At 71.3% G+C, this 26334-nt stretch carries 29 protein-coding genes; 15 read left to right on the top strand and 14 right to left on the bottom strand.

Annotated features, from left to right (window positions below; translation table 11 throughout):
• Positions 1-40: 40 nt before the first annotated feature.
• Positions 41-1183 (bottom strand): MFS transporter, encoded by a 1143-nt coding sequence (locus ACWD38_RS15965; protein ID WP_184482908.1) that lies wholly within the window; start codon positions 1181-1183, stop codon positions 41-43.
• Positions 1184-1370: 187 nt separating this feature from the next.
• Between ACWD38_RS15965 and ACWD38_RS15960 the strand changes: the two genes are divergently transcribed.
• The 6 genes from ACWD38_RS15960 (at position 1371) to ACWD38_RS15935 (ending at position 6301) form a co-directional block, all read left to right on the top strand.
• Entirely contained in the window at positions 1371-2018 is a 648-nt protein-coding gene (locus ACWD38_RS15960) for a TetR/AcrR family transcriptional regulator (protein WP_184482905.1), read from the top strand.
• Between the two features lie 623 nt (positions 2019-2641).
• A complete protein-coding gene (locus ACWD38_RS15955; RefSeq protein WP_184482902.1) occupies positions 2642-3088 on the top strand; it encodes an HIT family protein in 447 nt (148 codons plus the stop codon).
• A 95-nt stretch (positions 3089-3183) separates the two neighbouring features.
• On the top strand, positions 3184-3588 hold the full coding sequence (locus ACWD38_RS15950) for a DoxX family protein (protein ID WP_184482899.1): 405 nt from the start codon (positions 3184-3186) through the stop codon (positions 3586-3588).
• 350 nt (positions 3589-3938) lie between these two features.
• Complete coding sequence (locus tag ACWD38_RS15945) at positions 3939-4376, top strand: hypothetical protein (protein WP_184482896.1); 438 nt, start codon at positions 3939-3941, stop codon at positions 4374-4376.
• Positions 4377-4490: 114 nt separating this feature from the next.
• Positions 4491-5645: a sensor histidine kinase gene (locus tag ACWD38_RS15940; RefSeq protein WP_450124345.1), complete on the top strand. Its 1155-nt coding sequence runs from the start codon at positions 4491-4493 to the stop codon at positions 5643-5645.
• Complete coding sequence (locus tag ACWD38_RS15935; protein WP_450124344.1) at positions 5642-6301, top strand: response regulator; 660 nt, start codon at positions 5642-5644, stop codon at positions 6299-6301. The genes ACWD38_RS15940 and ACWD38_RS15935 overlap by 4 nt, the downstream gene beginning before the upstream one ends.
• Before the next feature lie 13 nt (positions 6302-6314).
• Here the strand turns inward: ACWD38_RS15935 and ACWD38_RS15930 are convergent, their stop codons facing one another.
• From ACWD38_RS15930 to ACWD38_RS15915, 4 genes are all read right to left on the bottom strand, one after another.
• Positions 6315-7226 (bottom strand): alpha/beta fold hydrolase, encoded by a 912-nt coding sequence (locus ACWD38_RS15930; RefSeq protein WP_450124343.1) that lies wholly within the window; start codon positions 7224-7226, stop codon positions 6315-6317.
• 366 nt (positions 7227-7592) lie between these two features.
• Positions 7593-7973 carry a DUF2267 domain-containing protein gene (locus ACWD38_RS15925; RefSeq protein WP_184482884.1) on the bottom strand — a complete coding sequence of 127 codons (381 nt, stop codon included), beginning with the start codon at positions 7971-7973 and terminating at the stop codon, positions 7593-7595.
• Positions 7974-8510: 537 nt separating this feature from the next.
• Complete coding sequence (locus tag ACWD38_RS15920) at positions 8511-9269, bottom strand: ANTAR domain-containing protein (RefSeq protein ID WP_450124342.1); 759 nt, start codon at positions 9267-9269, stop codon at positions 8511-8513.
• A 42-nt stretch (positions 9270-9311) separates the two neighbouring features.
• Positions 9312-9611, bottom strand: a complete 300-nt coding sequence (locus ACWD38_RS15915) for an STAS domain-containing protein (RefSeq protein WP_184482878.1) — start codon at positions 9609-9611, stop codon at positions 9312-9314.
• Positions 9612-10164: 553 nt separating this feature from the next.
• Between ACWD38_RS15915 and ACWD38_RS15910 the strand changes: the two genes are divergently transcribed.
• Entirely contained in the window at positions 10165-10971 is an 807-nt protein-coding gene (locus ACWD38_RS15910; protein ID WP_450124341.1) for an alpha/beta fold hydrolase, read from the top strand.
• A gap of 132 nt (positions 10972-11103) precedes the next feature.
• Here ACWD38_RS15910 and ACWD38_RS15905 read toward each other — a convergent pair whose 3' ends face one another.
• Positions 11104-11967 (bottom strand): CPBP family intramembrane glutamic endopeptidase, encoded by an 864-nt coding sequence (locus ACWD38_RS15905; protein ID WP_450124340.1) that lies wholly within the window; start codon positions 11965-11967, stop codon positions 11104-11106.
• A 62-nt stretch (positions 11968-12029) separates the two neighbouring features.
• Here ACWD38_RS15905 and ACWD38_RS15900 point away from each other — a divergent pair, with 62 nt between their 5' ends.
• A complete protein-coding gene (locus ACWD38_RS15900; RefSeq protein WP_184482870.1) occupies positions 12030-12704 on the top strand; it encodes a TetR/AcrR family transcriptional regulator in 675 nt (224 codons plus the stop codon).
• A gap of 18 nt (positions 12705-12722) precedes the next feature.
• Here ACWD38_RS15900 and ACWD38_RS15895 read toward each other — a convergent pair whose 3' ends face one another.
• The 6 genes from ACWD38_RS15895 to ACWD38_RS15870 form a co-directional block, all read right to left on the bottom strand.
• A complete protein-coding gene (locus ACWD38_RS15895; RefSeq protein WP_184482867.1) occupies positions 12723-13049 on the bottom strand; it encodes a DUF418 domain-containing protein in 327 nt (108 codons plus the stop codon).
• Between the two features lie 126 nt (positions 13050-13175).
• Entirely contained in the window at positions 13176-15164 is a 1989-nt protein-coding gene (locus ACWD38_RS15890) for a GNAT family N-acetyltransferase (RefSeq protein WP_450124339.1), read from the bottom strand.
• A complete protein-coding gene (locus ACWD38_RS15885; protein ID WP_450124338.1) occupies positions 15154-15705 on the bottom strand; it encodes a hypothetical protein in 552 nt (183 codons plus the stop codon). Before ACWD38_RS15885 ends, ACWD38_RS15890 begins: the two co-directional genes overlap by 11 nt.
• The gene (locus ACWD38_RS15880; protein ID WP_184482859.1) at positions 15702-16394 is read right to left on the bottom strand and encodes a class I SAM-dependent methyltransferase; all 693 of its coding nucleotides are present in this window, start codon (positions 16392-16394) and stop codon (positions 15702-15704) included. The genes ACWD38_RS15885 and ACWD38_RS15880 overlap by 4 nt, the downstream gene beginning before the upstream one ends.
• Positions 16395-16619: 225 nt before the next feature.
• Positions 16620-18473, bottom strand: a complete 1854-nt coding sequence (locus tag ACWD38_RS15875; protein ID WP_184482857.1) for a radical SAM protein — start codon at positions 18471-18473, stop codon at positions 16620-16622.
• A gap of 34 nt (positions 18474-18507) precedes the next feature.
• Entirely contained in the window at positions 18508-19500 is a 993-nt protein-coding gene (locus ACWD38_RS15870) for a thymidylate synthase (protein ID WP_221315934.1), read from the bottom strand.
• A gap of 727 nt (positions 19501-20227) precedes the next feature.
• Between ACWD38_RS15870 and ACWD38_RS15865 the strand changes: the two genes are divergently transcribed.
• From ACWD38_RS15865 to ACWD38_RS15845, 5 genes are read left to right on the top strand one after another with little or no spacing between them, the layout of a single operon-like run.
• Positions 20228-21145 (top strand): phytanoyl-CoA dioxygenase family protein, encoded by a 918-nt coding sequence (locus tag ACWD38_RS15865; protein ID WP_184482850.1) that lies wholly within the window; start codon positions 20228-20230, stop codon positions 21143-21145.
• Entirely contained in the window at positions 21142-21957 is an 816-nt protein-coding gene (locus tag ACWD38_RS15860) for a hypothetical protein (RefSeq protein WP_184482847.1), read from the top strand. Before ACWD38_RS15865 ends, ACWD38_RS15860 begins: the two co-directional genes overlap by 4 nt.
• A complete protein-coding gene (locus tag ACWD38_RS15855) occupies positions 21954-22733 on the top strand; it encodes an energy-coupling factor transporter transmembrane component T family protein (RefSeq protein WP_184482844.1) in 780 nt (259 codons plus the stop codon). Before ACWD38_RS15860 ends, ACWD38_RS15855 begins: the two co-directional genes overlap by 4 nt.
• Entirely contained in the window at positions 22730-23587 is an 858-nt protein-coding gene (locus tag ACWD38_RS15850; protein ID WP_184482841.1) for an ATP-binding cassette domain-containing protein, read from the top strand. Before ACWD38_RS15855 ends, ACWD38_RS15850 begins: the two co-directional genes overlap by 4 nt.
• Before the next feature lie 51 nt (positions 23588-23638).
• Positions 23639-24424, top strand: a complete 786-nt coding sequence (locus ACWD38_RS15845; protein ID WP_450124337.1) for an energy-coupling factor ABC transporter ATP-binding protein — start codon at positions 23639-23641, stop codon at positions 24422-24424.
• A gap of 272 nt (positions 24425-24696) precedes the next feature.
• On the opposite strand, the gene ACWD38_RS15840 is transcribed toward ACWD38_RS15845, so the two are convergent.
• Positions 24697-24921 carry a hypothetical protein gene (locus ACWD38_RS15840; protein WP_184482835.1) on the bottom strand — a complete coding sequence of 75 codons (225 nt, stop codon included), beginning with the start codon at positions 24919-24921 and terminating at the stop codon, positions 24697-24699.
• Positions 24914-25114: a hypothetical protein gene (locus ACWD38_RS15835; protein ID WP_184482832.1), complete on the bottom strand. Its 201-nt coding sequence runs from the start codon at positions 25112-25114 to the stop codon at positions 24914-24916. The genes ACWD38_RS15840 and ACWD38_RS15835 overlap by 8 nt, the downstream gene beginning before the upstream one ends.
• Positions 25115-25202: 88 nt before the next feature.
• Between ACWD38_RS15835 and ACWD38_RS15830 the strand changes: the two genes are divergently transcribed.
• Together ACWD38_RS15830 and ACWD38_RS15825 are read left to right on the top strand one after the other, a co-directional pair.
• On the top strand, positions 25203-26090 hold the full coding sequence (locus tag ACWD38_RS15830; RefSeq protein WP_450124336.1) for a helix-turn-helix domain-containing protein: 888 nt from the start codon (positions 25203-25205) through the stop codon (positions 26088-26090).
• Positions 26087-26281 (top strand): DUF397 domain-containing protein, encoded by a 195-nt coding sequence (locus tag ACWD38_RS15825; protein ID WP_450124335.1) that lies wholly within the window; start codon positions 26087-26089, stop codon positions 26279-26281. Before ACWD38_RS15830 ends, ACWD38_RS15825 begins: the two co-directional genes overlap by 4 nt.
• The last annotated feature ends 53 nt before the right edge of the window (positions 26282-26334 follow it).

The raw sequence follows: 26334 nt of genomic DNA, 5'->3' as shown, positions 1-26334 counted from the left end.
TCCTGTTCGTGCTTCCGGTAGGTGGTTCGGTGCGGCCGGATCAGGTGGCCGAGTCGCCGGAGCGCGGTCCGGGTGTGAAGGCGTGCCGCCGGGCGAAGAGCGCGACCAGGAGGCTCGCCGCGATCAGCACGAGCAGCGCCCACGGGAACGATCCGGGGTCGTCCGTCTCCAGCAGGACCGCGCCGAGGGCGCTTCCGCCGAAGATCGCCAGGTTCCAGGCGGTGGTGACCATTGCGGCGGCGATGTCGGTCTCGTCGCCCGCCGCGTCAGCCACGGCGGTGTTGAGCTGGGTCGAAGCACCGCCGAAGGTCAGGCCCCACACGAGGACGGCGAGGTAGAACACGACGGGCACGCCGCCCGCGACGCCGAGACCGAGCGCGACCAGGCCGAACCCGGCCAGTGAGACGAGCACGAGCCGGCGCAACGCTCGATCGACGAGCGTTCCGGTGAACCAGATCCCGGCCAGCGCGCAGAGACCGAAGATCAGCAGCACGACGTCGACCCGCCCGCCGACACCGGTGAAGGCCAGGAACGGGGCGATGTAGGTGTAGAGGATGTTGTGCGCCAGCATCCACCCGAGCACCACGGCGAGGACCGGTGCGACGCCGGGGATGAGCAGCACTCGCAGCAGTGATGTGCGATTTTCGGACGGCTGCCCGGGAGCGTTCGGCACACCGATGAGCACCCAGACCACGAGCGCGACCGCGAGCACCGACATCGCGGCGAACGTCCACCGCCAGCCGATCAGCGCACCGGCGAAGGTCCCCAGCGGCGTGCCGATCGACAGGGCCACCGGCGTGCCGACCATCGCCACCGCGAGGCCGGTCCCGGCTCGCTCCGCCGCGACGATGCGGCGGGTGTACCCGGGGATCATCCCCCACAGCAGTCCGGAGAACGCGCCGGCGACGAACCGTGCGACGAGCGTCAGCGAGTACGCGCCGGACAGCGCGGTGACCGCGTTCGCGACGACGAACCCGGCGATGCCCAGCACCAGGAGGGGCTTGCGGCTCAAGCTCCGCGTCGCTGCTATCGCCGGGATCGCGGCGAGGACCGTGCCCAGCGCGTACGCGCTGACCAACTGACCGGCCGCCCCCTCGCTCACGGCCAGTCCTGAGGAGACCTCGGGGAGCAAACCCGCGGGCAGCGTCTCGGTCATGATGATGACGAATCCGGTCAGGGCCATGGCCAAAAGGGCTGGCCACGGCAACTTGTTCCTGTTCTCGTCCCTCGGGTGGTTCGGCTCCCGATCCGCCTTGGCGGCTGCCGGAACCAATTCTGGATTAATCACTCCACAAGTAGAGGCGAGCCGCGAACGGCTGTCAAGCTTCTTGTGGATCGTCTAGTCTGGAAGTGGTGGGAGGAGAGGGCTGATGGCGCGTACGGGACGGCCGCGGGAGTTCGACCTCGACAGCGCCCTGGACGGGGCGATGTTGCTGTTCTGGGAGCACGGCTACGAAGCGACGTCGCTGGCCCAGCTGCGCGCGGCGATGGGCATCTCCTCGGCGAGCTTCTACGCGGCTTTCTCCTCCAAGCAGGGGCTTTTCGACGCCGTCGTGCGGCGCTACAACAGTTCCTTCGGCCAGGTCACCGACGATGTCGCGGACGAGGAACTTCCGCCTAGAACGGCGGTTGAGCGCATCCTGCGCCAGTCCGTTGCCATGCAGACCGATCCGAGCCACCCCAGCGGGTGCCTGGTGGTGCTGTCCGCCACGGCGGGGGCGGCGGATCACGACCAGGCCCGCGCACTACTGGCCGACCGCAGAGCACTGGTCCGCCGCGACCTCACCGCGTGCATCCGACGAGCCGTCGCCGCCGGAGACCTTCCCGCCCAGTGCGACCCTTCCGAGCTGGCCTCGGCTTTCGCCGGCTTCATGTGGGGCATCTCCACCGAAGCCCGCGACGGCGTTCCTCGGCGCACCATCGACGCGGCGGTGGGCCACGTCATGCGGGTGTGGGACAGCCTGAGCACTTCCGGCTCGACCGCTGCGCCCGACGCGCCGGATGGCGGCGACCGGTAGCGCCGCGACCGTCGAGCCCGCACGTCGCCCATGCCGTCCGCCCCGACGCCGCCGCCCGCGTGCTGGTGATCCGCGGCGCCGGTGGCCCGCGCGGGCCGTCGCGGTGCAGGACGGCGTCGAGGTTTTCGCGAACATCGCGTTCGAGTTGTGGGCGGCGTCGGCGCGACCGCCCGCAACGGCGCCTCCTTGTCGAGGAAGTGCTGGTGCAGCGCGCCGATCGGCAGGAGGCCTCCGTTCGGCGGTCCGGTTCGGTGATCGCGGCGCGGCCCTCGCGGGAGAACATCTGCGCGGCGGCTTCACCCGCACCTCGACCGCTTCGCGCGACCGCGCCTGCCGCAGTCCCTTCCTGATCCGTCGATCCCCGAGAGCGTCGGCCGTGGCGCGACCGCGGTGCGACGGCGCGCCACCCGCCTGCCGTTCTCGGGCGTGCCACCGGCGAGCCTGAGCGCCGCCCACGGGCCTGTCGCGCCGCGGCGCGAGTGATGCCCGTCATGCACGGGCTGTTCCGGGTTGAGCATGCCGCGACGGCACGGCCTCTAATCGCGGCGACGAGCAGCGGAGGGAGGCGGGATGCCGCTCCCGCCCGCACCCCGCCCCTGCGAGATGAGAAGGCCGTGCCGCCGATGACCGAGAACTACGACCCCGAGAACCCCTTCGCGAAGATCATCCGCGGTGCGGAGCCCGCGCACGTCGTCCACGAAGACGAGGAGGTCCTCGCCTTCCTCGACGTCTTCCCCCAGTCGCCGGGGCATGTGCTGGTCATCCCGAAGAGCGGTCGGCCGCGGACCCTGCTGGACGCGACCCCCGGGCAACTCACCGCGGTCGTGCACGTGGTGCAGCGCCTCGCTCGTGCCCTCACCGACGAGCTCCGCCCCGCGGGCGTGCAGGTCGTCCAGTTCAACGAGGCGGCGGCCGGGCAGACCGTCTTCCACCTGCACTTCCACGTGATCCCCCGGTACGGCGCCGACGAGCTCCTCCCGCACGCCGGCGTCCGCGCGGACGCCGAGCAGCTCGGGGCGCTCCAGCAGCGGCTCCGCAGCCGCCTGGCGGAGCAGCGCCCTCCCGCCTGATGTCCACCTGTCCCACGAGCTCGGCGCGCCGAGCCACTCGCACCCATCGAGCACGGCGACCGGTTCGCGGTCGCCACGGAATGAACGGAACCGCCATGACCACGACATCGCCCGCCACCCGGAGTCGCCCGGCCGCCGCCACCGCCGCCCTGTGGGTGCTGCAGGTGCTGCTGGCCATCGCGTTCGCGCTGATCGCGCTGCCGAAGATGCTGGGAGATCCGATCGCCGTCGGTCCGTTCGACCTGATCGGGCTCGGCATCCCGGGCATGGTGGTCGTCGGCTGGCTCGAGTTCGCCGGGGCGATCGCGCTGCTCGTGCCGCGCCTGTGCGGGCTCGCCTCGGTATGCCAGGTTCCCCTCATGATCGGTGCGACGGTCCTGATGGCCGTCGAGGACCCGGGGTTGGCCGCCATCCCGGCGGTCACGCTCGTCCTGGTGTGCGTCGTCGCCTGGTTCCGAAGGCACGACACCGCCGCGCTGGTCGCGCTGCTGCGCCGCTGACGGGCATCACCTCGGAGGAGGGCCGGGGACACGATGTCGTCGGGTCGGCCGAGCCGGTCAGGTCGGGAGCGGTGAGCTCGGCCGAGTCGCCGGAGGTGCCGGTCGTCCGGTGCGAAGACCCGGGCGGCCGGTGGCTCCGCTGACGAGAAACGGGCGCAAGGAGCGGGTCGGCGGCGGTCAGGGCTCTCTCGCCGTGACCTGCTGAAGTCGTGTCCATGCAGGCCGTGTCGATGCCGACAATCAAGAAAGCACTTGCCAAATGGAAAGTTAGAGGATAGTTTTGCTCGGGCCGGTACAAGAGCCCGTGGCGAGCACCGAGCTCGCCGCTGCCGATCACGTGGAGTTTCGAGATGCGGACGCAGTCGGTGCACGACGAGATCGCTGAACGCCGCCCGTCGGCGGCGAGCGGGAGGCCGAAACCGAACTGGTTGCTGCGGGTGTTCGCGGTGGTGGTCCTGGGGGTCGGTGCCGGTACGGATCTCCGCCCGGATCTGAGCACGCAGCTGACCTACGTCCTGATCGCGAGCGTGGTGATCCTCGTAGTGCTGCCGCGCTGGAAGGGCTTCGCCGCCGCGCGGGGAGGCGGGCGCTCGATCACCACGCGGTCGGTCGGGGTGGGAATGCTCAACTTGGTGCTGGGGCGGCTCGTGACGTTCGGGTTGCTGATCGGATACCTGGTGGCGAGGGTGCTGCTGGGCGCCTGGGAAGTACCGATGCCAGCGACCATCGCGAGCGCGTTGATCGTCGTGACGATGCCGCTCTGGCGCCGGGTCGCGATTCGTGGCTGAGGGCCGCGAACCGGATCAGGCGCGGTGAAGGGCGGGTCCGGTCCGGCGGCGCGGCGGCTCGGCCCAGCGCCGCGGACGTGCCGGGGCCACCGCCGCTACCGCTAATCTTTCGCCATGATCAAGGTGCGGCGCGTCCGGGCGTGGTGGCTCCGGCAGCCCGTGGTGGCCCGGGACTTCCCGCTCGCGCTGCTGCTGATCGTCGCGTCGTTCCTGCCGGTGTTCCGCGGGCAGGAGACGCAGGTCGGGGATCTGCCGGGGCGGCCGTTCGACGCGTTCGCCGCGGTGGCGCTCGCCCTCGAATGCTTTCCGCTGGCCTGGCGCAGGCGGTGGCCGGGCGCGTCGCTCGTCCTGGTGGTGCTCGGTTTCCTCCTCGCCGAAGTGGGCAGCTACCACATGGTCGCGGGGACCGCGCTGACGTTCGCGCTGATCAGCGCGGGCGCCCGCCTGGAACACCACCGGCGCACCGCCTGCGTCGTGCTGTCCGCGACGTACGTGGCGCTGGTGGTCGTGCTCGTCCAGCTCGGGGCGCCGGAGCCGTTCGGCGGGTACGTGCTGTTCTACGTGCTGGCGTCCATCGCGTGGAGCATCGGGGCGTGGCTGCGCTCCACTCGCGCGTTGGAGGCCGAACGCCGCCGCCGCGTGGCCGCGGAGACCCGCACCTCCGAACGCGCCCGCATCGCCCGAGAACTGCACGACGTCGTGACCCACCACGTGACGGCGATGGTCGTGCAGGCCGAGGCGGCCCGGTACCTGACGGCCGAGCCGGAGCGCCTCGACCAGACCCTCACCACCGTCACCGATACCGGCAGGGGCGCCATCACCGATCTGCGGCACCTGCTCGAAGTGCTCGACCCCGATCACGACGCCGAGACCAGGGCACCGCACGTCGGCAGGCTCCAGTCGCTGGTGGAGCAGACCCGCCGGGCCGGGCAGCCGGTCGAGTTCACCGAACAGGGCGAGCCTGCGGAGTCGACCGGCAGCGCGGACCTCGTGGCCTACCGGGTCGTGCAGGAATCGCTGACGAACGCCCTCAAGCACGCCCGCGGCAGCCGCACCTCGGTCCAGGTGCGCCACGGCGCCGGGGAGATCGCGGTGCAGGTCAGCACCGACGGTTCCGGGCCTCGGACGGAGAACCCCGGCGGGAGCGGGCGGGGTCTGGCCGGTCTCCGCGAACGCGTCGACGTCCTCGGCGGCGACTTCAGCGCGGGTGCGGGCGCGGGCGGCGACTTCGTCGTGCGGGCCCGCATACCCGGGGGGATCCCGTCTTGAGCGCGCCGATCCGCGTCTTGGTCTGCGACGACCAGGTGCTGGTCCGCACCGGACTGGTGACGATCATGGACGCGCAGCCGGACATCGAGGTCGCGGGCGAGTGCGGGGACGGGAAGGCCGCGGTCGAGCTCGCCGGTCGGCTGCGGCCGGACGTCGTGGTGATGGACGTGCGGATGCCGGTGCTGGACGGCATCGCGGCCACCCGCCTGCTGGCCGGTTCCGGGGTCGCGCGGCCGGTCAAGGTGCTCGTGGTGACCACGTTCAACCTGGACGAGTACGTCTACGAGGCGCTGCGCGCGGGAGCCAGCGGATTCCTGCTCAAGGACGCACCGGTGGACCAGCTGCTGCACGGGATCCGGACCGTGTCCACCGGCACGGCGCTGCTGGCCCCCGAGGTGACGCGCCGGCTCGTCGGCGAGTACGCGGCCCGGATCCGGCCGGTCGACGGCGGCCCGCAGGACCTCCCGCTCACCCCACGAGAGCTGGAGGTCCTGCGCCTGGTCGCGGACGGGCTGTCCAACGGCGAGATCGCCGCGCGCCTCGTGATCAGCCAGGAGACCGTCAAGACCTTCGTCTCGCGGATCCTCACCAAGCTCGACCTCCGCGACCGGGTCCAAGCGGTCGTCTACGCCTACCGGCACGGCTTGGCGACCTGATCTCCCCGGGCGGTCAGCCGAACAGCTCGTCCTCGGCCGCCTGCGCGACGACGCGGTCGATCGCTCGGACCACGACCGCGGGTTCGTCGCGGTAGATGTAGTGCTCGCTGTTCACGGCGGTGCTCGCCTCGCTGCGGGTCGACAGCGCGCGCCACTGCTGCTGGCCCGCGGCCCAGGCGCTCTCCAGTCCGGGGCCGTACTCGGGGACGGCCGCGAGGTACTGCTTCCCGTGCTGGATCACCTCGACCGGGATGTCCCCGGCGGAGGCCACCTCCCCGTCGGGCATCACCAGCCGCTCCGGGTTCTCGCCGCGGAAGATCGCCAGGCTCTGGTCGCGCAGCTCCGCGGCCGGGCCGGTGGCGTCCGCGGGGATCTCCCGCTCCAGGTCGGCGGTCTGCGTCGGGGAGGTGGCGTCCAGCAGGACCACGCCCGCGACCTCGTCCGGATGCTCCGGGGCGTACCGGGCGGAGATCAGCCCGCCCAGCGAATGCCCGGCCAGCACCACCGGCTCGCCCACGCCGACCCGGTCGATCACCCCGGTCAGCACCTTCCCGCTGTCCTCGAAGGTCTGCGGCCCGTCGGGGCGGTCGCTGGCGCCCGCGCCGAGCCGGTCGTAGGAGCAGGTCCGGCCCTTCTCACCCAAGGTCCGCTGCAGGTCGGCCATCGCGTCCAGCCCGTCACCGCCGCCGTGCAGGAGGACGACGACCGGCCTGCCGGGCACCGCGACACCGGAGCAGGACACGTTCACCGACCGGCCGTCCACGTCGAACTTCTTCGCCCCGGTGAACAGGTCCTCGTCGTCGAGCAACGCCTCGGCGCCGGGGATCGACCCGGCTCGCGCGCCGTCGCCGCACCCGGCCAGCCCGGCACCGGCCACGGCGCAGCACAGTGCGATCAGAGCGGACGCCTTGCCAGTGCGGATCATGCTGTCCTCCACGGGAGAAAGATCGGAAAAGCCGGATCACCGTGCAGCGCGGCGAAATCCGGCGTTCCTTCACGACTTCGCGAGCTGCGCTGCGGCTGTGCTGAACGCTAAGCGCGCAGGGCGCCGAGATCATCACCACGAGGTGGACACCTGCCCGTAGCTCCCACGGGGGACGCTCCCCGGCCGATCGGCCGGGCCGCCAGCCGACCGACCGGTGCCGCTGAACCTCCGCTGCCTGCGCGGAGTCGTAGCGTGGCGAGGGAAACGTGCCGCTGCACGCGCAGGAGCCCCCGCCGGTGATCGGTCACCGACGGGGGCTCGGTCGTGCGGCGGAAAGGCCGGTCGCGGGCGCTCGACCGGCGCCGGTCAGGGCAGCAGCGCCGCGTATCCGGCGGGCAGTTGCGCGCGGAGGTCGTCGATCTCGCCCGCGCTCACGAAGCCGGCGAGCGTGGCGAACACGGCTCGGGCGTGCTCCCGCGCTCGTTCCGGGGTGGTTCCGGGACCTTCGCGGTCTGCCACCCGCCGGAGGAAGTCGTCGACGTCGTCGATCACCTCCGCTTCGCCGTTGTGCTGCAGCAGCGGCTGCTTGAGTTCGGTGGGCAGCTGAGCGGCCAGGTCGTGCGGTTCGTTGCCCGCCAAGCGTTGCCCGAGGGTGGCGAGCACGACCTTGACCGCGGCATCCGCCTGGTCGTCGTCCTGCGGGCCGCCGTGCTGGCGCAGATGTGCGAGGAATTCCTTGTACTGCATGGGTTTCCTTTCCTGGCGGTGAGTCGTGGTTCGGGTGCCGGCGCGTCCGATGGGGGAGGTCCGTCCGCTGAGCCGATGAGGTCGAGAACCCGCGGCGAATCCCGTTTCGGAGGCCCACGGCCGCGCGCCGGGTCGAGCCGGTGCAGCTCGCTGCGTGAGCCGCAATCGCCCGTGGTGGCCGGGCGCAGCGGTGTGGCGCGGGATTCGCGCTCAGATCAGGTGTTCCGGCAGCCGGCCGTGGCGTTCAACCGGCGGTCCGACATCGATGTGCCCGGACGGGCTCGTGTTCAAACATCGACTCGTCGTGCGCCGAATCGGTCCGATCTCGCCGAACCACGTGTAGGAGCGGGGTGATCGGGAAACTCGCATGGCAAGTCGGCGTTGTTCCCGGGGCGGGGCCGACCGAGGTGGGGTGTGGTTCAGCCGGAAGCCGTGCCCTGCCGGGCAGCGCGCAGGGGTGCATCCGTTCGGCACAGCAGCGGATGCACCCCTCCCCGCGTGCGCGGGGGAGCTCCCCCCCGGCCGGGACGTGAGCGGCTAGCCGCTCGTCCCGTTGGAGCGCGCGGTGACGGTTTCGGAGACGATGCGCTCGGCGGCGTCCCGCAGCTTCGTGTTGGTGTTCTGCGATTGCTTGACGAGCCAGGAGAAAGCCTGGTCGGCGTCGTAGCCGTGCAAGACCATGAGGATTCCTTTCGCCTGGTCGATGACGGGTCTCGAGTCCAGGGCGGTGCGCAACTGCTCGGTCAGCCTGCGGGTCGCCAGATAGCGTTGCCACGTCCGCAGGTGCCCCTCCACCGCGGTGGTGTAGAGCTCCAGGACCGTTTCGTCGAGTTCGCGGTACCCGTGGTCGCGCGACGAGTAGAGGTTCAGCGCGCCGCGGTACTCGGAATCGATGAACAGGGGCGCGGACAGGTAGCTGCCCACTCCGAGGCGGCGCGCGGCCGCCGCGAATTCGGGCCAGCGCTGCCGGGCTCCCTCCGCGTCGACCCGCACGATCTCACCCGACTCCGCGGCGTGCAGGCACGGCCCGGCGCCCGCTCGGTACTGCTCCAGATCGACTTCGAAGGTCGTCTCGTCGGTGCAGGCGCCGGTCTTGGGGCCGTCCTCGGTCTCCAGCGTGACCCCGGCCATGTCCACGTCCGGAATCGCCCGCAGCACCTGATCGCAGACCCCGTGGAGGAGCATGTCGAGGCTGTCCTCGCGATCCATGGCATCGGCCAGCGATTCCAGGGAGCCGGTGATCTCGTCGAGCTGGGCCTGCCAGGCGGTGGTGCCCTCAGCTTCGTTCTGCTGCATGCGGTCCTCTCCTCCTCCGGACCAGCACCGTAGCGGCCGGTTTCAGCGCGCTGAGGCGCACGCCGCGTCCAGGGTGGGATGGCAGCTCAGCTCCGCGCCCACGCCCGTCCGGTCGAGCGCGTGGGGCACTGCGTGGCCGCGGACCACCAGCCGCAGTCGCGACCCGGTGCTGAGCGCGCGCAACCGCGCGTGCCGCAGGACCTCCAGGCCCGCCAGCCCGAGGAATCCGACTTCGCTCAGGTCCACCACGAGCAGTCGAGCGGTCGCCGACAGCCGCGGCAGCAGGACTTCCTCGAAGCTCCGCACGGTCCCGGCGTCGATGTCCCCGTCGACCGCGAGCACGATCGTGTCCGGGTCCGGTCGTGAAACGCGCTGCCGCAGACCCGGCCTTCGCGGTGGACGGGCCGTCGCTGGTTCGGGCGTGCTGGTGAAGTCGGTCGATGCTCTCCCGGCGCGGACGGGCGTGGGCCCGAACGATGCAGGCGAACCGGTCACGGGATCCTCCTCGGCGCTCGTCGAGGCGCAGCCGCACCACGGCCTGGGAGGACACGTCCGCAGCGGGAACGCGACCCGAAGAGGGCAGCCAGGCCTGTGATCAGCGGCGACTACTCGCGTGCATGATCAGGCTGACTGCTCAACCGGTGGCCCACCCTACCGGCACCGGCGGAGCGACGACATCGTCGTCCCGGGGCCGTCGGGGCCGAGGCGTCGCCCGCGCGCTCCGGACCGCTGCCGTGGGCGACGCGCGGTGGTCGTGGCGATTCCCGAAGCGCGGTCGGCGGATTCCGGTGGTGCCGCTGATCGTCCCGCTCTTCGGGCTTCGTTGACCGGTGGTGATGGCCTGCCTAGCGTCGGGGTGGATCACCGGCACGAGGGACCGATTTCAGGAGTGCTCATGGCGCAAGTGCGCAGGGATTCGGAGAACCGCGAGGTTCGGCGGTCGGGGGAGACGACCATTCGCTACACGGTCAGCGGGCCGGTGGGGGGTTCGGCCGTGGTCCTCGTGCACGGTTGGGCGGGGAATCGGACGGAGTTCGACGAGTTGACGGGGTTCCTGCCCGAGGAGAACCGCGTGATCGTGGTCGATCTCGCCGAGCACGGCGAGTCGCGTTCCGGGCGGGAGGTCTGGACGGTCGAGGAGTTCGCCCGCGACGTGGTGGCGGTGCTCGACGCGGAGTCGGTGCACGAGTGCGTCGTCGTCGGGCACTCGTTGGGCGGCGCCGTCGTCGTGGAGGTCGCTCGGCTGCGTCCGGAGGTGGTCACCCGCATCGTCGCCCTCGACGCGCTGCACTACCTGTTCGTGTTCGGCGCGCTGGACGAGGAGCAGGCCGGAGGGCTGCTGCGGCCCCTCCGCGAGGACTTCGCCGGGTTCGTGCGCAGCATGGTCGAGGCGAGTTCGCCGGTGGACACCGATCCCGGCCTGAAGGAGTCGTACTTCGCCAAGATGTCGTCGGTGCGGCAACCGGCCGGGACCAAGGCGTTCGAAGGCCTGATCGCGTGGGACATGGAAGCGGCGCTGAGCGAGGTGCGGCATCCGATCACGGTGTTCGGAGTCGGGGAGAAGATCGCACCGGAGGCCGTCGAGCGGCTCGGGGATCGGATGCACCTCGTGCCCGTCGGTCTGGGCGCGCACTACTTCCACGTGGAGCTGCCCGAGGAGACGGGCCGGCTCGTCGCCGACGTCGTGCAGGGGCAGGGCTGAGCGGATTCCGCTCCGCTGCCGCTCGCGAGCCCCTGGGCGGAGCCTCGCTGAACCCGGTCGCACCGCAGGCCCACTCGGAGTTCCCGCCGGGTGGGCCTGCTCGTCCGGTCGCCGCTGCGCGCGGGCGGCCGGTCAGGACTCGGCTTGCTCGATCTTCTCGCGGCGGGGCAGGCCCAGGCGTCCCTTGGTGAACGCGAGCATGAGCAGGCAGAGCACGGTCATCGCGATCACCGCGTCGGCCTCGCCCGTCGAACCGAGCGCGGCGGCCTTGAGCCCGGAGGCGGTGTTGACGGCGGCGTGGGCGAGCACCATCGCGAGCAGTCCGCCCCGCGCGACGTTGTGGACGGTGCCGAAGGCGACGCAGAGTCCGACCACGAGCAGCACGTAGATCGGGATGGACATGCCCGCCTGCGAGGTGCCCTGGATCTCCCACAGCGGGGCGTGCCACACGGCCCAGATGATGCCGAGCACCACGTTCGAGGCGAACGGCGGCAGCGCGGACTGCAACCGCGGGAGGGCGAAGCCGCGCCAGCCGAGCTCTTCGTTGCCGCCGCCGGCGAGTGCGATGAACAGGAAGGTCATGGGCAGGCTCGCCAGGGCGGGTGCCAGTGCGACCTCGTCGATGCGGGCTCCGCGCAGCAGCACCGGGATCAGGCCGGAGGCGAGGACGAACGCGCCGGGCAGCAGTGCGATCAGGTAGGGCAGGAACCAGCCTCGACCGCGCGGGGAGAACCGCCGGAACAGGGCGCCCACGCCTGCTCTGCCGTGCAGGGCGGCGGTGACCACGACCGCGGCGACCGCCGGGCCGAAGCTGCCGACGATGACGAACGCCATCGGGTCCACGCCGGGGACCGCGGTGCTCGCCCACCACAGGATCCAGGAGAAGCCGAAGGCGATCAGGAAGTAGGCGGCGAGGCCGCGGGCCGGGAGGGTCGTGGCGCGGGCCGGGTCGACGGTGCCGGCGGGGCGCTGGGGCGCGTGCTCATCGGTGATCATGACGATCAACATACACTGTAGGAGAGAACTCCAACAGTGTAGGTCTCGATTATGCTCGACCCATGTCCGAAACACCGTCCGAGCAGCAGCCGGACAGCGTCTTCTACCGCCCGCAACGTCCCCGCCGCTCGGAGTCATCGCTGAGCCGGGACCGAATCGTCGCCGCGAGCGTCGCGCTGCTCGACCGCGACGGCGCGAGCGCGCTGACCATGCGCAAGGTCGCGGCGGAACTGGGCGTGCACGCGACGAGCCTGTACTGGTACGTGCAGCGCCGCGAAGATCTCATCGACCTGGCGGTCGACCACGTGCTGGCCGAAGCGGCGAGCGCGCTGCCCGGCGACGACGTGCCGTGGGACGACGTCGTCTTCCGCGTCGCGAAGCAGTACTACGACTCGTTCGTCGCCCACACCTGGGCCGCCGAGTTCGCGGGAGCGCGACCGCTGATCGGGCCGAACGCGCTGGCGCTGGCGCAGCGGATCATCACCGCGCTGCGCGAGGCCGGGGGCACCGAGCAGGACCGGGCGATCGCAGCGAGCGCGATCTCCCAGCAGGTCCTCGGGGCGGCCACGACGGCCGCCGTGGTCGGTGGCCTGTCGAACGCGCCCGCCGACGAGCTCGCCGCCGCCGTGGGAACCCCGGAGACGCTCGGCATCTGGATCCCGCCGTTCGACGACGTGCTGCGGCTGCTGGTCGACGCCATCCGGGCCAGGCTCGCGGCGGCGAACCCCGACCGGTGAGACCGGCGGGGAGCTCCGTCAGTTCGCGGACGCTCGCAGGCGGATCGGTTGCAGGTCCCACCAGGTGATGCAGCGCCAAGCCCGTTCCAGCGGGCCGTAGCGGAAGCGGGCGAGCCAGAGCCTGCTCGACACCACCTGGACGACGATGATCCCGGCGGCGAACACCGGCATCGTCGCCCAGGCGCTGGAGCCCTCCAGGCCGCGTGCTGGAGATGCCGAGCGCGGTCGACGGCGTCGACCAACTACGTCACCGCGACGCTGCTGGTGGTGCGCGTCGGGCGGCTCATCCCGGTCACGTGCCGAGTCGAGGATTCGAGGCGGGCGGGTGATCGGCTTCGCGGCCATCCCGAGCCACTGCTTTCGGGCAGCACCGGGCCGCGGCGGCGAGACCGCATTCGTCCTGAGTGGACAGTCACGCGAGGCCGGGTGCGCGCCCGTTCGGACGGGCGCGCACCGCCGGCCGAGCGGGCGTCAGGCCCGGTGGTTCTCCGGGAGCCACGCCTCGAAGTCCGCGCCGCCCACGACGAAGCGCCCGAACTGCTCGGCGAACTCGTCGACCTTGCGGCGGTTGTGCGCGGCCACCGCGTCCGGCGCGGCGGGCAGCGGTTCGCGGACACCGGCGAACACGCTGTAGAGCGGCACCGGCTGCGCGCCGCGGCCGAGCTTGGCCTCGTAGGTGCCCAGCCCCAGGCCGATCTCCGCGATGCCGCGCTCGGCACCGGTGCGCACCGCCTCGTACATCAGGACCTTGAAGTAGTCCGCCCGGTTCGGCAGGTCGTAGTCGAAGCCGACCACCCGCGAGTAGATCCCGTCGTCGCGGCGGTAGCGCAGGGCGAACGCGGCGGGCCTGCCCTCGTCCTCGACCAGCAGCACCGAGCTGTCGGCGGAGAGGTGCCGGGCCTGCCGGTGGTAGACGTCGAGCGCGCGCTCCAGGCTGTACCAGGTGTGGCCGTACTTCTGCATGAGCGCGTTGTTCAGCGGGGCGATCACGTCGACGACCTCGGCCAGCTCCACCTCGCGGATGGTGCGCCCGCTCTCGGCGAACTCGCGCAGCTCGCGCCGGACCCGGGTGCGGCGGTTGCGCGGCAGGTAAGCCAGGTAGTCGTCGAAGGACCAGTCGGTGCGCAGCACGTTCTCCACGTCCTGCAGCACCACGACCGGCTCGGCGTCGGCGTGCGCGCGGGCCACCTCCAGCGCCTGGTCCAGCGGCAGGAACAGGTAGCCGAGCAGGTCGGCGTCCCGGTCGACGGCCCACGTGAGGGTGTCGGCGGTGAGGGCGTCCACTGCGGCGGCGCGGTCGGCGGCCGGGAGCCCGGGGCGCACCGGCAGCTGGCCGCGGAACTCCGACCAGCCCGCGCCGATCACGTACGGCCGCCGCTCGTAGGCCTGCGCGCGCTCGTCGTCGACGATGCCGTCGAGTAGGAAGGTCGGGGCGTAGAGGCGGTGCGGGGGTTCGGTGAAGGCGTAGGTCTCCAGCCCGGCTGCCGCGCCCTCGTCGTCGGCGGCGATCAGGTGGCGGGCCGCCGCGGTCTCCGGCAGCTCCTCCTCGCGCACGCCCAGCCAGCCCGACGCCGAATAGGTGGTGGCCCGCTCGCGGAGGGAATCCCACACCTGCCCCGGAACTTCGGCGGCGCGGTCGTAGGCGGTGAGCTTCATCGGTCGTCCTTCTGGGGTGCGGCGGTGTGTGATCATCAACTCTTCCAGATGGGCCGCGACGCCGTCCTCGTCGTTGCCCCCGACCACCGCGTCGGCGCGGCGCCGCACTTCGGGCGAGGCCCCGGCGACGGCGACGGCGGTGCCCGCGACCTCGAACATGCCCAGGTCGTTGGGGGCGTCGCCGAAGCAGATCGCGGCGTCCGGTGTCGTTGCGCGCCGGGCCAGCACCCACCGCAGCGCGGTGCGCTTGTCCGCGCCGGGAGCGGAGAACTCCAGCAGGCCCGAGGTCGAGGAGGTGCAGCCGAGGCCGAGTTCGACGGCGACCTCGCGGCCGATCTCGGGCGGGCAGCCGACGACCATGAGGCACAGCACGCCGAACCCGGCGGGCACGGCCTCCGCCCGGTGCACCCGCGCCGACGCGCTGGCCAGGACGTCCGGCCAGCCGGGGGAGAGCACCCGGTCCTCGACCCGGTCCAGCGCCCACACCGCTTCGGGGCACCGGCGGGTCAGCTCGGCGACGGCGGCGGCGGTGAGCTCGGCGGGCATCGCGACGGTGCGCACGATCCGCCCGGATCCGGTGTCGGCGACCACGGCGCCGTTGGAGCAGATCAGGTCGCCCGGTGCCGCGTCCCGCAGCACCTCCCGCGCGCTCCACAGCGGACGAGCCGTGGCGTACACCAGGTGCAGTTCCGCCGCGACGGCGCGCAGGGCGCGCGCGGAGCGCTCGGACAGGGTGCCGTCCGAGCGCAGCAGGGTGCCGTCGAGGTCGGTGGCGACCGCCTCGACGATCCGCTCAGCCGACATCGCCGCGGCCGATCCGCCTGGCCAGCGCGGCGGGGTCGGAGGTGCGGCTGCGCACCAGCACCGGGCCGGTGCCGTCGAGCTCGTCGAACAGCCGCTGGTTGGCCTCCTCGATCCGCCGCCGCAGCCGCAGCGCGAACCACAGGATCGAGCGCGGGCCGACGACGCTGCGCAACGTCTCCCGGTTGCCCGACGCCCACAGCTCCTCCCGCCGCACGTATCGGCGGATCGTGCGGCGCAGCAGCCGCGGCCAGGACACGCGCAGCGGCGGGTCGAGCCACACCACGCAGTCCGCCGTGGCGGCGAAGTCGTCCACCGCCACGGCGTACTGCCCGTCGACCACCCAGGTCGGTTCGCGCAGCGCCGCGCCGAGTTCCGCGCGCAGTTCCGCCGCGGGCCGCGGCGTCCAGTCCCGCTGCCAGTGCAGCCGGTCCAGCTCCACGTGCCGGGCGCCGGCGACGGCCGCGAACTCGGTGGCGAACGTCGTCTTGCCGCTGGCCGAACCGCCGAGCACCCACACCCGGCGCGGTGGTGCCGGTGTCATCCGGCCGCCGCGTGGAAGCGGTGCGCGACGATCGCGGCGTAGCGGTGGTAGTGCCACTGCTCGAACCCGAGGTGGCTCTCGCCGTAGATGCCGAGGTCGGTGTTCTCGAAGACCTCCCAGCCGTCGCGGGCGACGATGCGCCCCATCTCCTCCAAGCCGGGGTAGTAGCCGCAGGCGCGTTCCTCCGGGTTGAGCCCGATCAGCCAGTCCGCGAAGAAGATCCCGCCCGGCGCGACCATGCCCATGGCGTGGTCGAACAGCGCCTGCAGGGTGTGGTGGCGGTTCGGTGGCATCGACCACAGCCCGCTGCCCATGACGAACTGGAACTCGCCGTCGGCGGGCAGCGTCATGTAGTCCTGCTCGACGATGGTGCAGCGGTCCTCCAGGCCCTCGTCGGCGAGCCGCTTGCGCAGCCCCACCACCTCGTGGCGGCCGTCGACCAGGTCGAGCTCCCCGCCGTCGAGGAACAGCTCGTCGGTCTCCACCCCGACGACCTCCCAGCCCGCGCGCAGCAGCGGCAGCGCGAACTTCCCGTCCGAGGCACCGAGCACGCACGCCCTGGGCCGCACCTGCTGGGCGTACACGCCGGTCGGCAGGTAGCGGGACATGGCGGGGAAGTAGGTGAAGTACGGCGCCCAGTAGCTGCCGCGATCCACTTCCAGCGGCGGATTCAGAGTCTGTTCCAGCATCGCGCATCCCTCTCGAACATCAGTCGTTCTTGCAGCGTGTTCTTGGTCTGTGTCTTGTCAGCGGCGGAGCCGCTGAGCAGTGACCGGCTTGAGCAGGGTGACCACCGGCGGGTTCTCAGCGGCCTTCTCGCGAGGACAGCGATTTCGCCGTGTATGGCATACATCAGAAATCGATCCCGCAGCGAGAAGGCCGCTGAGGTTCCGCTACCGGACCCGCTACGCAGATCACCCGACGGAAACGCCGCTCTCGTCGATGGCGCTGTTGCGGACGTTTCCCCAGCGGCGTTCGGCGGTTTCGTGGATGTACCAGATGTCGTCCTCGGTGAGCAGCTTCGAGACCACCTCCGGGTAGGCCTCCTCGAAGAAGGTGTACGGCGGGGTGTTCTCCCGTCGGGAGTGGTAGTCGAGCTTGTCCTGCCCGTGCTCCTGGGCCACGCCGGTGCCGGGGTGGTAGGTGAGGATGTTGGGACTGGCCATGATCAGCAGGTCGTCGTCGATGAGCAGGCCGATCTGCTCGATCGTCTCGGCGATGGTGTCGCGGTCCTCCCCGTCGAGGCCGAACAGCACGGAGCTGCCGACGCGGATGCCGTGGTCGCGGATCGTCTCCAGCGCCGCGCGGACCTTGCCCACCCACGGTTCGGGGTTGCGGCGCAGCAGGTTCTTCTTCACGTGCCGCATGACCTGCTCGGACATCGACTCGATGCCGATGTAGATGTAGGTGCATCCGGCTTCGCGCATCAGGTCGAGCCCGGCGGCCACTTCGTCGCGCTTGGCCTTGTTGAGCACGACGTCCACGGTCAGCTGCGCGCCCCACTCCAGTTCCCGCAGCGGGCGGTGGGATTCCGCCAGCGCGAGCAGGTCCCGGCAGAACTCGTTGATCGCCGTCCAGTTGCCACCCCAGAACACGGGGTCGTCGAAGAACAGCGCCTCCGCGCCCCAGTCGGCGAGGGTGCGCACCCGGCGGGCGACCTCCTGCGATTCGGTGATGGCGAACCGGGTGGGCAGCCGCTTCATCGCGCTGCTCTCCGAGCAGAAGGTGCACTTGAACGGGCAGGCGTCCAAGGTCATCATGTGCGCGGTCCGGCTGCCGTGCGGGGACGAACCGGCTTGCTCGAAGACCCCGAACCGGGCTCGGATGGAGAACGCCTCGTACGGCGAGGGCAGTTCCGACCGGCTCAGCGCCCGGCCGCGCACCGGTTGCACCAGCACGTCGCGGGTGCCGAAGCCGACGATGTTGCCGACTCCGGCGAGGTCTGCGCGGGTGGCGGCCAGCGGTGCCAGCGCGTCCATCACCGCGTCGACGTCGGTCCCGGCGAAGCCGGGTTCGGAGACGAGCCCGACCGCTTGCAGCAGCAGGTCGAGCAGCGGAGCTCCGTCGCCTGCGACGACGAAGTCCACCACCCGGTCGCTGCGCCCGTCGCGCTGCACCTCGACGGTGCTGCTCCAGGACAGCTGCACGAGGCCGGAGCCGCGTTCCTCCCGGATGGTCTCGTCGGCGTGCCTGCCGCCGAGCACCACCAAGCACTCGGGGACTTCCCGCTTGGCGTCCGCGGCCATCTCCAGCGCGTACCGGTGGCCGGCGGAGACCGCGCTGAGCAGCAGCACCTTCGGCCGCAGCGCGCGCAGCTGGGCGAGGAACGCGCTGCGCGCGGCCGCGTCCCAGATGCGCGGGTCGAACACCTTGCCGTCGGTGGTCGGGTTCTCGGCGGCCAGCCCGGTGCGCGGCCCGGACTGGCTGCGCCGGTAGTGCACGTCCGGGTAGTGGCCCCAGTCCGGGTACACGTCGTCGACGTCGGGCTGCTCGGGCAGCCCGGTCGCGCGCCGGTGCGCGGACCGTTCGACGGTGCTGATCAGGGCGGAGTACAGGCACATCGGGTCGCCGGGGTAGGCGACTTCGCCGCCCCGGTTGGTGGCCACCGGGACCAGCGCGGCCAGCACCGGGAAGCGCAGCGCCGCCTCCTGGTCGCCTTCGGCGGCGGTGAATGCGTTGCGGCGCAGGCGAAGCCGGTCGCCGAGCCGGCCTGCGGGATCGGCCGGGACCGGTTCGGGCAGCAGCGGGTCGCGCACGACTACGTCCACTTCGGACTCCCCTCGGTGCTTCGGCCCGGGGCGGTCACAGCGCGGTGATCAGGTCGCGCACCTCGGCCGCGGCGGCCGGGGAGTCCACCGTCGTGGTGGAGTCGCCGAGCTTGCGGTAGGCGAAGGTGGTCAGGCACGCGCGGGCCACGTCGGCGAAGTCGGATTCGGCCTTGGTGGCGGCGAACCGGTCCAGCGCCGCGGTGTCGCCCGCCGCCACGGCCTCGCGGACGCCGCGCTCGGTGTCGACGAGCTCGCGAACAGCGGCCTGGGCCTGCTCCGGGGTATCGGGCAGCGCGGGCAGCGATCCGGCGGTGATCGGGCCGTCGGCGACGGAACGGGCCAGCTCGATCTCGTTGTCGTAGAAGTGGAACGTGCCGGACTGGTGGATGTAGGGGCCGGGTTCCACGCCGAGCAGCGCCGCCGCCCACTGGTGCATCAGCATGAACAGGAAGCCGTCGTAGGGCAGCACCGTGAGGGCCTGCTGCGCGCGCATCACGGTGATCCAGCTCAGCCGGTCGTCGCGCAGGAACATCTGCACGCCCACCGCGCACGGGTATTCGCGGGACTGGCGGAAGTTGTCCTCGGGTTCGAGCACCAGGGCGAAGGTGCGCCGGTGCGCGGGGTCCTGCCGGATGCGCTCGACGACCGCCCCGATCTGGTTCCCCGAGGACGTGATCAGGCGGTGGCCGAAGGCGCCGCTGAGGGTGTGCTGGTCGTCGGAGTACTCGTGCGCGCCCCGCCGGTAGTGCGCGGGGGTGTCGACGTCGTTGCGCCCGTCCAGCGACCAGGCGAGCAGGCCGAAGCAGTAGGGCAGGTTCACCGGCAGCGCCGGGCTGATCGCGAGCGAGCTGCGGGGGTCGCGCACGCGGAAGGAGTGGGCGATCAGTTCCTGGTAGGGGCGGTCCTTCTGGCCGAAGTCCGATGCCTTGGAGTGCGGGTCGCGCACCGAGGGCACGGCGGAACCGCCCTCCAGGATCTCGCGAAGTCCGGTGGTGTAGGCGTCGGCGAAGGAATCGAATTCAGACACGGTGCTCCGCTCGGTGCTGTGGTTGTGCCCTCCGCGAGTGCGCCCGCACTCGTCGGACCGGCGGTGAATACCACCGGTCGAGGGCGTGGGCATAGCGGCCGGAATGGTGATTTCACCATTTCGCCGCGATGAGGAGGGGTCGGTGCTGACGTGCACGATCTGATGTGGTCGAACTGTCGTTATGAACCCGTCTGGTCTCGATTCCAGCACCAGAACTTTGGTGATATTACTAGGGTTGTTCGGCCGTTCGTGTACTTGCTTTCCATGTCAAAGACCATGTCTACCGGGCAAAACGGGCGATGATGATGCGTCCGGGCGGGGTGGAGGTGTAGTCGGGAACAGTGTGGAAAGACCTCGTTCTGGTCTTGCCGGTCAATTCGTCCTGGTTTTCGCGGGATCGCGTGATGGCGTCGATATCAGCACTGCTGATCCATGTGGGTGATCCCGTGTAAATGTTGTTGCCTTGGCAATTATGGGGTGTCTAGCGTGCTTGCGGCGCATATTTGGGCCGTGCTAGTTTCCTCGCTCGTGATCATCTTCGCAGATCAGGGGAATCTTCCCGGCGACCCATTCCGCGCCGGGCGGCCCGCCGCCCGCTGAGCCGATCCGGGTTCGGCGGCGACGAGATCGCCCCGCCCGGCCCGCCGCACCGGTGCGGCGCCCCCGCTGCCGCCGAGCGCGCGCAGGCGCGGGACACCCGCCCCGCGCGACCCCTGAGAGGAGAACCGTGCCCGACACCACCTCGCTCGACCCGGACCCGGCGCTGCTGCCCTCCGCCGACGACGTCCGGTTCTACGCCGAACACGGCTGGTACCTGTCCCCGAAGCTGCTCACCGACGACGAGGTCGACACCCTCGTCGACGCGAGCGAGCGCTACTACGCCGGGGAACGCGACCGGACGCTGCCGCACCACCCGGCGAAGCTGTCCTACTGGACCGCCGCCGACGGGGACGTGCAGCGCAACAACGACTACGTGCACTACGAGAGCGACGCCATCGCCGCGATCCTGCGCAAACCCGAGATCGCGGCGACCGCGGCGCGGCTCGCGCAGGTCGACCTGATCCGGATGTTCCAGGCGACCCTGCTCTACAAGCCGCCGCAGCCCGGCGAGAAGTCGAACATCGTGCCCTGGCACTTCGACAAGTACTACTGGGCGTCCTGCAGCTCCGAAGACCTGATCACCGCGTTCATCCCGTTCCACCACTGCGACGAGTCGCTCGGCACCATCACCATGGTCGACGGCAGCCACCGGTGGTCGGAGTTCCGCGGCTGGGACAGCCGCAAGGGCCACGCCGCCGTCGAAGGCGACCAGCAGCGCGAGCACCTGCTCGCCGAAGCGTCCCGGCGCAACGACGCCGACGTGGTCAAGGTGCCGATGACGATTCCCAAGGGGCACATGACCTTCCACCACTGCCGCCTCTACCACGGCAGCGGCCCCAACGTGAGCGACCGGCCGCGCCGGGCCATCTCCATGCACATGCAGGACGGCTCGAACGCCTACCGCGACCACCGGCTCGCCACTGACAGCAGGCAGACCACCTACAAGCACGACGAGCTGGTGCGCCGCACCGCCGACGGCGTGCCCGACTACTCCGATCCCGAGTACTGCCCGGTGCTCTGGCAGGAAGGCCGCCCGAGCGCATGACCGCACTCCGCTTCGCGCCGCCGATCCGGTTGTCGCCGGGGGCGCGCACCGCCCTCGGCACCGCCGTGGTCGTGCTCACCTACGCGTCCCTGATCGCGACCCGGCCGACGTCCCCGCACGGGGTCGGCGGCTCGGCGGCGCTGCTCGCCCTCGTCGGCTACCTGGCGGGGTCGCTGCTGATCGTCAGCGGCGCCATGGCCCGGCTCTCCACCTCCACGGTGACGCTGTTCCCGGTGGCCATCACCCTCAACATCGTGATCGGCCAGGTGGTGCGGATCAGCGGCCTGCCGGTGCACCTGGACTCCATCGGCACGGTGCTCGTCGGCGCGCTCGCCGGACCCGCGGCGGGCGCGGCGTGCGGGGCGCTGTCGAGCATCACCGTCGGCATGACGATCAACCCCGGTTCGCTGCCCTACGCGGTCACCGCCGCCTCCGTCGGCGCGCTGGTGGGCCTGTTCGCCCGGTTCGGCCTGTTCCGGCGAGCGCCCGCGGTGGTCGTGGCCGGTGCGCTGATCGGCGTGGTCGCCGGCATGGTGTCCGCGCCGACCACCGCGTTCGTCTTCGGCAACGCGAGCGGTCAGCTGGGGCAGTCGGTGGTCATCGGGACGTTGCAGGCCTACGGCAACAGCATGCTGGAGGCCGCCACCATCAACGGGCTCATCGCCGACCCGCTGGACAAGGTCGTGGTCTGCCTGCTGGCCTACGCGGTCCTGTCGGCGCTGCCCGCCCGGCTGCGCCAGCGGTTCCCGTTCGCGCGGGAGCACGGCGTCTTCGGCCGCGACCGGCGCGCCGCCGCGGAGGTGGGCGCATGAGCGCGGTGATGTTCTTCCAGGACGGCGGTTCGCCCGTGCACCGGCTCAACCCGGTGACGAAGCTGGCGCTCGCGCTGGCCGTGACCACCACGGCGTTCGCGATCCCGGTGTTCTGGGCGCCGCTGCTGCTGGTGCTGCTCGTGCTGGTGCCCGCGGTCGTGGTCGCCGGGGTGGGCCGCACCTACGCCCGGTTGCTGCCGCTGTTCGCGGCGCCGCTGGTGATCTCGGTGTTCCTGCTGCAAGGGCTGTTCTTCCCCGAGGGCACCACGGTGCTGGCCGCGTGGGGGCCGGTGGCGGTCACCGCCGAGGGGCTGTCTTTCGCGGCGCTCACCTCGCTGCGGCTGGTGGCGATGCTCGGAGCGTTCCTGTTCCTGCTGCTCACCACGCATCCGGGGGCGCTGATGAGCGCGATGGTCGAACGCGGCCTGTCGCCGAAGACCAGCTACGTGGTGTCGGCGACGCTGCAGATCGTGCCCGCGTTCCGCGCCCGCGCCCGCAACGTGCTGCGCGCCCAGCAGGCGCGCGGCCTCGACACCACCGGCCTGCGCCGCCGGGTTCGGACGCTGCTGCCGCTGATCGGCCCGCTGCTGCTGGGTTCGCTGGCCGACCTGGAGGCCCGCGCGGTGGCGATGGAGGCGCGCGCGTTCGGCGCCCCGCACCGCCGCACCGCGCTGCTCGCCCTCGCCGATTCCCCGGCGCAGCGGGTGGCGCGACTGCTCATGGCGGCGGTCGCGGTGGCCGCCGTCGTCGCCAACGTCGTCGGAGTCGCCCGGTGATCGAGTTCGAGAACGTCGGCTTCACCTACCCGGAGACCGCCGAGCCCGCGCTGCGCGGCATCGCGCTGTCGGTGCCGCAGGGCCAGGTGTGCGGGGTCGTGGGCGCGGGTGGGGCGGGCAAGTCCACCTTCGCGGCGGCGATCGCGGGCATGGTCCCGCACGTCACCGGCGGGACCCTCACCGGAGCGGTGCGGGTGGCGGGCCGCTCGATGGCCACCACTGCGCTCGCCGAAGCGGTCACCGATGTGGGCCTGGTCGTGCAGGACCCGTTCAACCAGATGTCCGGCGCCAAGTTCACCGTCCGCGAGGAGCTCGCGTTCGGCCTGGAGAACCTCGGCGTGCCGCGGGCGGAGATGGTCGAGCGGATCGACGCCGTGCTCGCCGAACTGGGCATCGCGCACTTGGCGGACCGGTCGCCGTTCAGCCTCTCCGGCGGCCAGCAGCAGCTGGTGGCGATCGGTGCGGTGCTGGTCATGCGGCCGAAGGTGGTGGTGCTCGACGAGCCGACCTCGCAGCTCGACCCGGCCAGCACCGCGCTCGTGTTCGGCGCCTTGGCGGCGCTGCGCGCGGGCGGGATCACCGTGGTGCTGGTCGAGCACAAGGTGGCGGGACTCGTCGAGCTGGCCGACCGGATCGTCGTGCTCGCCGACGGCGCGATCGCCCTCGACGGCACTCCGCACGAGGTGTTCACCGACGAGCGGCTGCCCGGCTTCGGCGTCTCGCCCACCCGGTACACCCGAGCGGCGCGGCAGGCCGCCGAACGCGGCCGGTGGCCCGCGGACCGGCCGCTGCCGGTCCTGTTCGACGAGGCCGCCGCGGGTTTCGCCGCACCCGAGCCGATCCACCCCCGCTGACCCGGAATCCCGGCGGCACCGGGGAAAACGACGTGTCGAGGAGGCCCCGCCGTGCGGGCAGACATCCGGGTCGAGTCCCTGACCCACCAGTACGACGAGCACGTGACCGCGCTGCGCGGGATCTCCACGACCGTGCGCCAGGGGGAGCGGGTCGCGGTCATCGGCCCCAACGGGGCGGGCAAGACGACGCTGGTGCAGCACTTCAACGGCCTCGCGCGCCCCACCTCGGGCCGGGTGCTGGTCGGTGACCGGGACACCGGCGAGTACCCGATCTCGACGCTCGCGGCGCAGGTCGGCTTCGTGTTCCAGAACCCCGCGGACCAGTTGCACGCGCGCACGGTGGCGGCCGAGGTCCGCTTCGGGCCGCGCAACCTGGGGCGCTCGGCGGCCGAGGCGGACGCGCAGGTCGCGGCGGCGCTGGCGGCGACCGGGCTGACCGAGCTCGCGGACGCGCACCCGTACCACTTGGCGCCCGCGCAGCGGAAGCTGGTGGCCATCGCGTCGGTGCTGGCGATGGACACTCCGGTGGTGGTGCTGGACGAGCCCACCACCGGCCAGGACGCGTTCGCGCTCGACGTGCTCAGCGCGGTGCTCGCGGACCTCGCCGAGCGGGGCCGGACGGTCATCGCCACCACGCACGACATGGACTTCTGCGTGGAGAACTTCGACCGGGTCCTGCTGCTCACCGACGGCGAGCTGGTCGCCGACGGCGCTCCCGCCGAGGTCTTCACCGACACCGCCCCGCACCGCTTACCGCAGTTGTTCCGCCTCGCGGGCGAACTCGGCTGGGACTCCCGACCGACCACAGTGGACGAATTCGTGACGATGCTGGAGTGAGCGGGGGCGCACCAGGACGAGGTGCGCCCCCGCTCGGCCTCCCGGAGCGCGGGCCGGGTCGGGGTTTCCGGCGCCGCGACGGGCGGGAGGCCACCCGGGCTGCGAGCGAATCGGGGAGGAGGGGTCCGCTCGGCCCGGGAGTTCAGGAGTCATATCGGAGTGACCTGCGTAGCTGGTCGCTCAGCGGAACCTCAGCGGCTTGCTCTGGCTGGTCGCTGCTCAGCGGCTCCGCCGCTGACAGGACTACGACCTGAGTTCATTCTGCGAGGGCCTCAACCGAACAGGCCCGGCTCCGGCCCCGGGAGTTCGGCGCGCAGCACCGCGTTGCAGTCGGTGCAGGTAGGGGCGATCACCCAGTCCTCTTCGGACGGATCGGCGGTGAGCCGAACGCCGGTGCCGCACACCGAGGTCTCGCTCACCTGGCCGCACCAGCGGCGCCCCCGGAACGCGTGCCGCACCGCATCGCCGCCGGGGCGCCAGAAGTGCCGGTCAGGCATCGCTCACCGCCACGCATTCCCGGCAGGCGTCCCGATCGAACGTGCCGTCCGGGCAGGCGCCGCGCCGCAGGTGCACCGGCCCGTACACGAACGCCCCGCACGGCGCGGGCAACGCGCCGCCGTCGGACCGCCGCACCACGTGCCACCGCGAATCCACCGGCCCGCACGACGCGGCCCAGATCAGAACATCCATCGCCTTACCCCCTGCAGCCGCATTTACCAATGTTTGCCAACTTATGATCGTGTATCGGTAAATCAGCTTTCAATTCCCCGAAAGGGGGATGATCTGTGCTGGTAGAGCGAATATGATCATTTTCATGCCTGGAAAATCGGAGCACACTCCCAAGGCCCGAGCGCTCGGAGCGGAACTGCGCGAGTGCCGGACTGCGGCGGGGCTCACGCAGCAGCAGTTGGGCGAGCAGATCGGCATCAGCTACGTGTCGATCTCCCGCTATGAAACCGGTACGCGGACGCCGAAACCCGAGGACGTCGCGCAGATCCTCGCGACGCTGGGCGTGACGGGGGAGCGGTACGGCTCGCTCGTGGAGATGGCCCGGGGTGCGGACCAGCCCAACTGGCTCGACACGGGGGTGGGCCTTCGCAAGGAGCTGACCAGGCTGATCCACTTCGAACGGACCGCCACGGAGATCGTCGACGTCGCCACGAGCATCGTTCCGGGACTGCTGCAGACGGCCGACTACGCGCGGGCGGTCATGGCCGACATGGCCAGCGACGAGATCGAGCCCTACGTGACCATGCGGGTGGGCAGGCGCGAAGTGCTCACCAGGAGGAATCCGGTGCGGCTCACGGCATTCATTTCGGAGACCGCGCTGCGAGACCGGATCGGCGGTGCTGAAGTCATGCTCGATCAGCTCCGACACTTGGAAACGGTGATGGGAAACGAGCACGTCACCCTCTACGTGATCCCTGCGGTGTCGGAGCGGTGGCATCCGGGCCACGTGGGGTCTTTCAGCTACTACACGTTCGCCAAGACCTCACCGATCGTCCACTTGGAGCACTACGCGTCCGGTGTCTTCCTCTACGACGAAATCGATGTCGCTCCGTACTCGCCTGCACTGGATACGCTGCGGGAAGTCGCGCTGAGCCGAGACCACTCGGCGAAGCTCGTCGCCGAATTGGCACGTGATCTGGAAGGGGAGGTTCTGTGAATGTCACGCCCACGAACTGGCGGAAGTCGAGCCGTTCGCACCAGGTTTCCAACTGCGTCGAGGTAGGCAGGGTCGGTGCTGGCGCTGCGGTTCGTGACACCAAGTACCGCGCCGCCGGATACCTGGCGATCGACGCCGATCGCTGGAACGAGTTCCTGTTAGCCGTCAAGTCTGGCCGCTTCTCGGGCTGATTCGTCCGGCTCGCCGAACGTCGTGCCGTCCACGGCGGGCGTTCGGCGCAGCC

Source organism: Saccharopolyspora sp. NPDC002578 (assembly GCF_053592695.1).
This window is presented reverse-complemented; position numbering and strand designations above follow the sequence as displayed.

Bases quoted from the DNA above. Each gene is read 5' to 3' on its own strand.
- ACWD38_RS15955 (WP_184482902.1), top strand. From the start codon at position 2,642: ATGACCGAGAACTACGACCCCGAGAACCCCTTCGCGAAGATCATCCGC.
- ACWD38_RS15855 (WP_184482844.1), top strand. From the start codon at position 21,954: ATGAGCGCGGTGATGTTCTTCCAGGACGGCGGTTCGCCCGTGCACCGG.
- ACWD38_RS15960 (WP_184482905.1), top strand. From the start codon at position 1,371: ATGGCGCGTACGGGACGGCCGCGGGAGTTCGACCTCGACAGCGCCCTG.
- ACWD38_RS15925 (WP_184482884.1), bottom strand. From the start codon at position 7,973: ATGCAGTACAAGGAATTCCTCGCACATCTGCGCCAGCACGGCGGCCCG.
- ACWD38_RS15900 (WP_184482870.1), top strand. From the start codon at position 12,030: ATGTCCGAAACACCGTCCGAGCAGCAGCCGGACAGCGTCTTCTACCGC.
- ACWD38_RS15895 (WP_184482867.1), bottom strand. From the start codon at position 13,049: ATGGCCGCGAAGCCGATCACCCGCCCGCCTCGAATCCTCGACTCGGCA.
- ACWD38_RS15940 (WP_450124345.1), top strand. From the start codon at position 4,491: ATGATCAAGGTGCGGCGCGTCCGGGCGTGGTGGCTCCGGCAGCCCGTG.
- ACWD38_RS15950 (WP_184482899.1), top strand. From the start codon at position 3,184: ATGACCACGACATCGCCCGCCACCCGGAGTCGCCCGGCCGCCGCCACC.
- ACWD38_RS15840 (WP_184482835.1), bottom strand. From the start codon at position 24,921: ATGCCTGACCGGCACTTCTGGCGCCCCGGCGGCGATGCGGTGCGGCAC.
- ACWD38_RS15965 (WP_184482908.1), bottom strand. From the start codon at position 1,183: ATGGCCCTGACCGGATTCGTCATCATCATGACCGAGACGCTGCCCGCG.
- ACWD38_RS15905 (WP_450124340.1), bottom strand. From the start codon at position 11,967: ATGATCACCGATGAGCACGCGCCCCAGCGCCCCGCCGGCACCGTCGAC.
- ACWD38_RS15835 (WP_184482832.1), bottom strand. From the start codon at position 25,114: ATGGATGTTCTGATCTGGGCCGCGTCGTGCGGGCCGGTGGATTCGCGG.
- ACWD38_RS15890 (WP_450124339.1), bottom strand. From the start codon at position 15,164: ATGTCGGCTGAGCGGATCGTCGAGGCGGTCGCCACCGACCTCGACGGC.
- ACWD38_RS15920 (WP_450124342.1), bottom strand. From the start codon at position 9,269: ATGCAGCAGAACGAAGCTGAGGGCACCACCGCCTGGCAGGCCCAGCTC.
- ACWD38_RS15880 (WP_184482859.1), bottom strand. From the start codon at position 16,394: ATGCTGGAACAGACTCTGAATCCGCCGCTGGAAGTGGATCGCGGCAGC.
- ACWD38_RS15910 (WP_450124341.1), top strand. From the start codon at position 10,165: ATGGCGCAAGTGCGCAGGGATTCGGAGAACCGCGAGGTTCGGCGGTCG.
- ACWD38_RS15885 (WP_450124338.1), bottom strand. From the start codon at position 15,705: ATGACACCGGCACCACCGCGCCGGGTGTGGGTGCTCGGCGGTTCGGCC.
- ACWD38_RS15945 (WP_184482896.1), top strand. From the start codon at position 3,939: ATGCGGACGCAGTCGGTGCACGACGAGATCGCTGAACGCCGCCCGTCG.
- ACWD38_RS15830 (WP_450124336.1), top strand. From the start codon at position 25,203: ATGATCTGTGCTGGTAGAGCGAATATGATCATTTTCATGCCTGGAAAA.
- ACWD38_RS15930 (WP_450124343.1), bottom strand. From the start codon at position 7,226: ATGATCCGCACTGGCAAGGCGTCCGCTCTGATCGCACTGTGCTGCGCC.
- ACWD38_RS15860 (WP_184482847.1), top strand. From the start codon at position 21,142: ATGACCGCACTCCGCTTCGCGCCGCCGATCCGGTTGTCGCCGGGGGCG.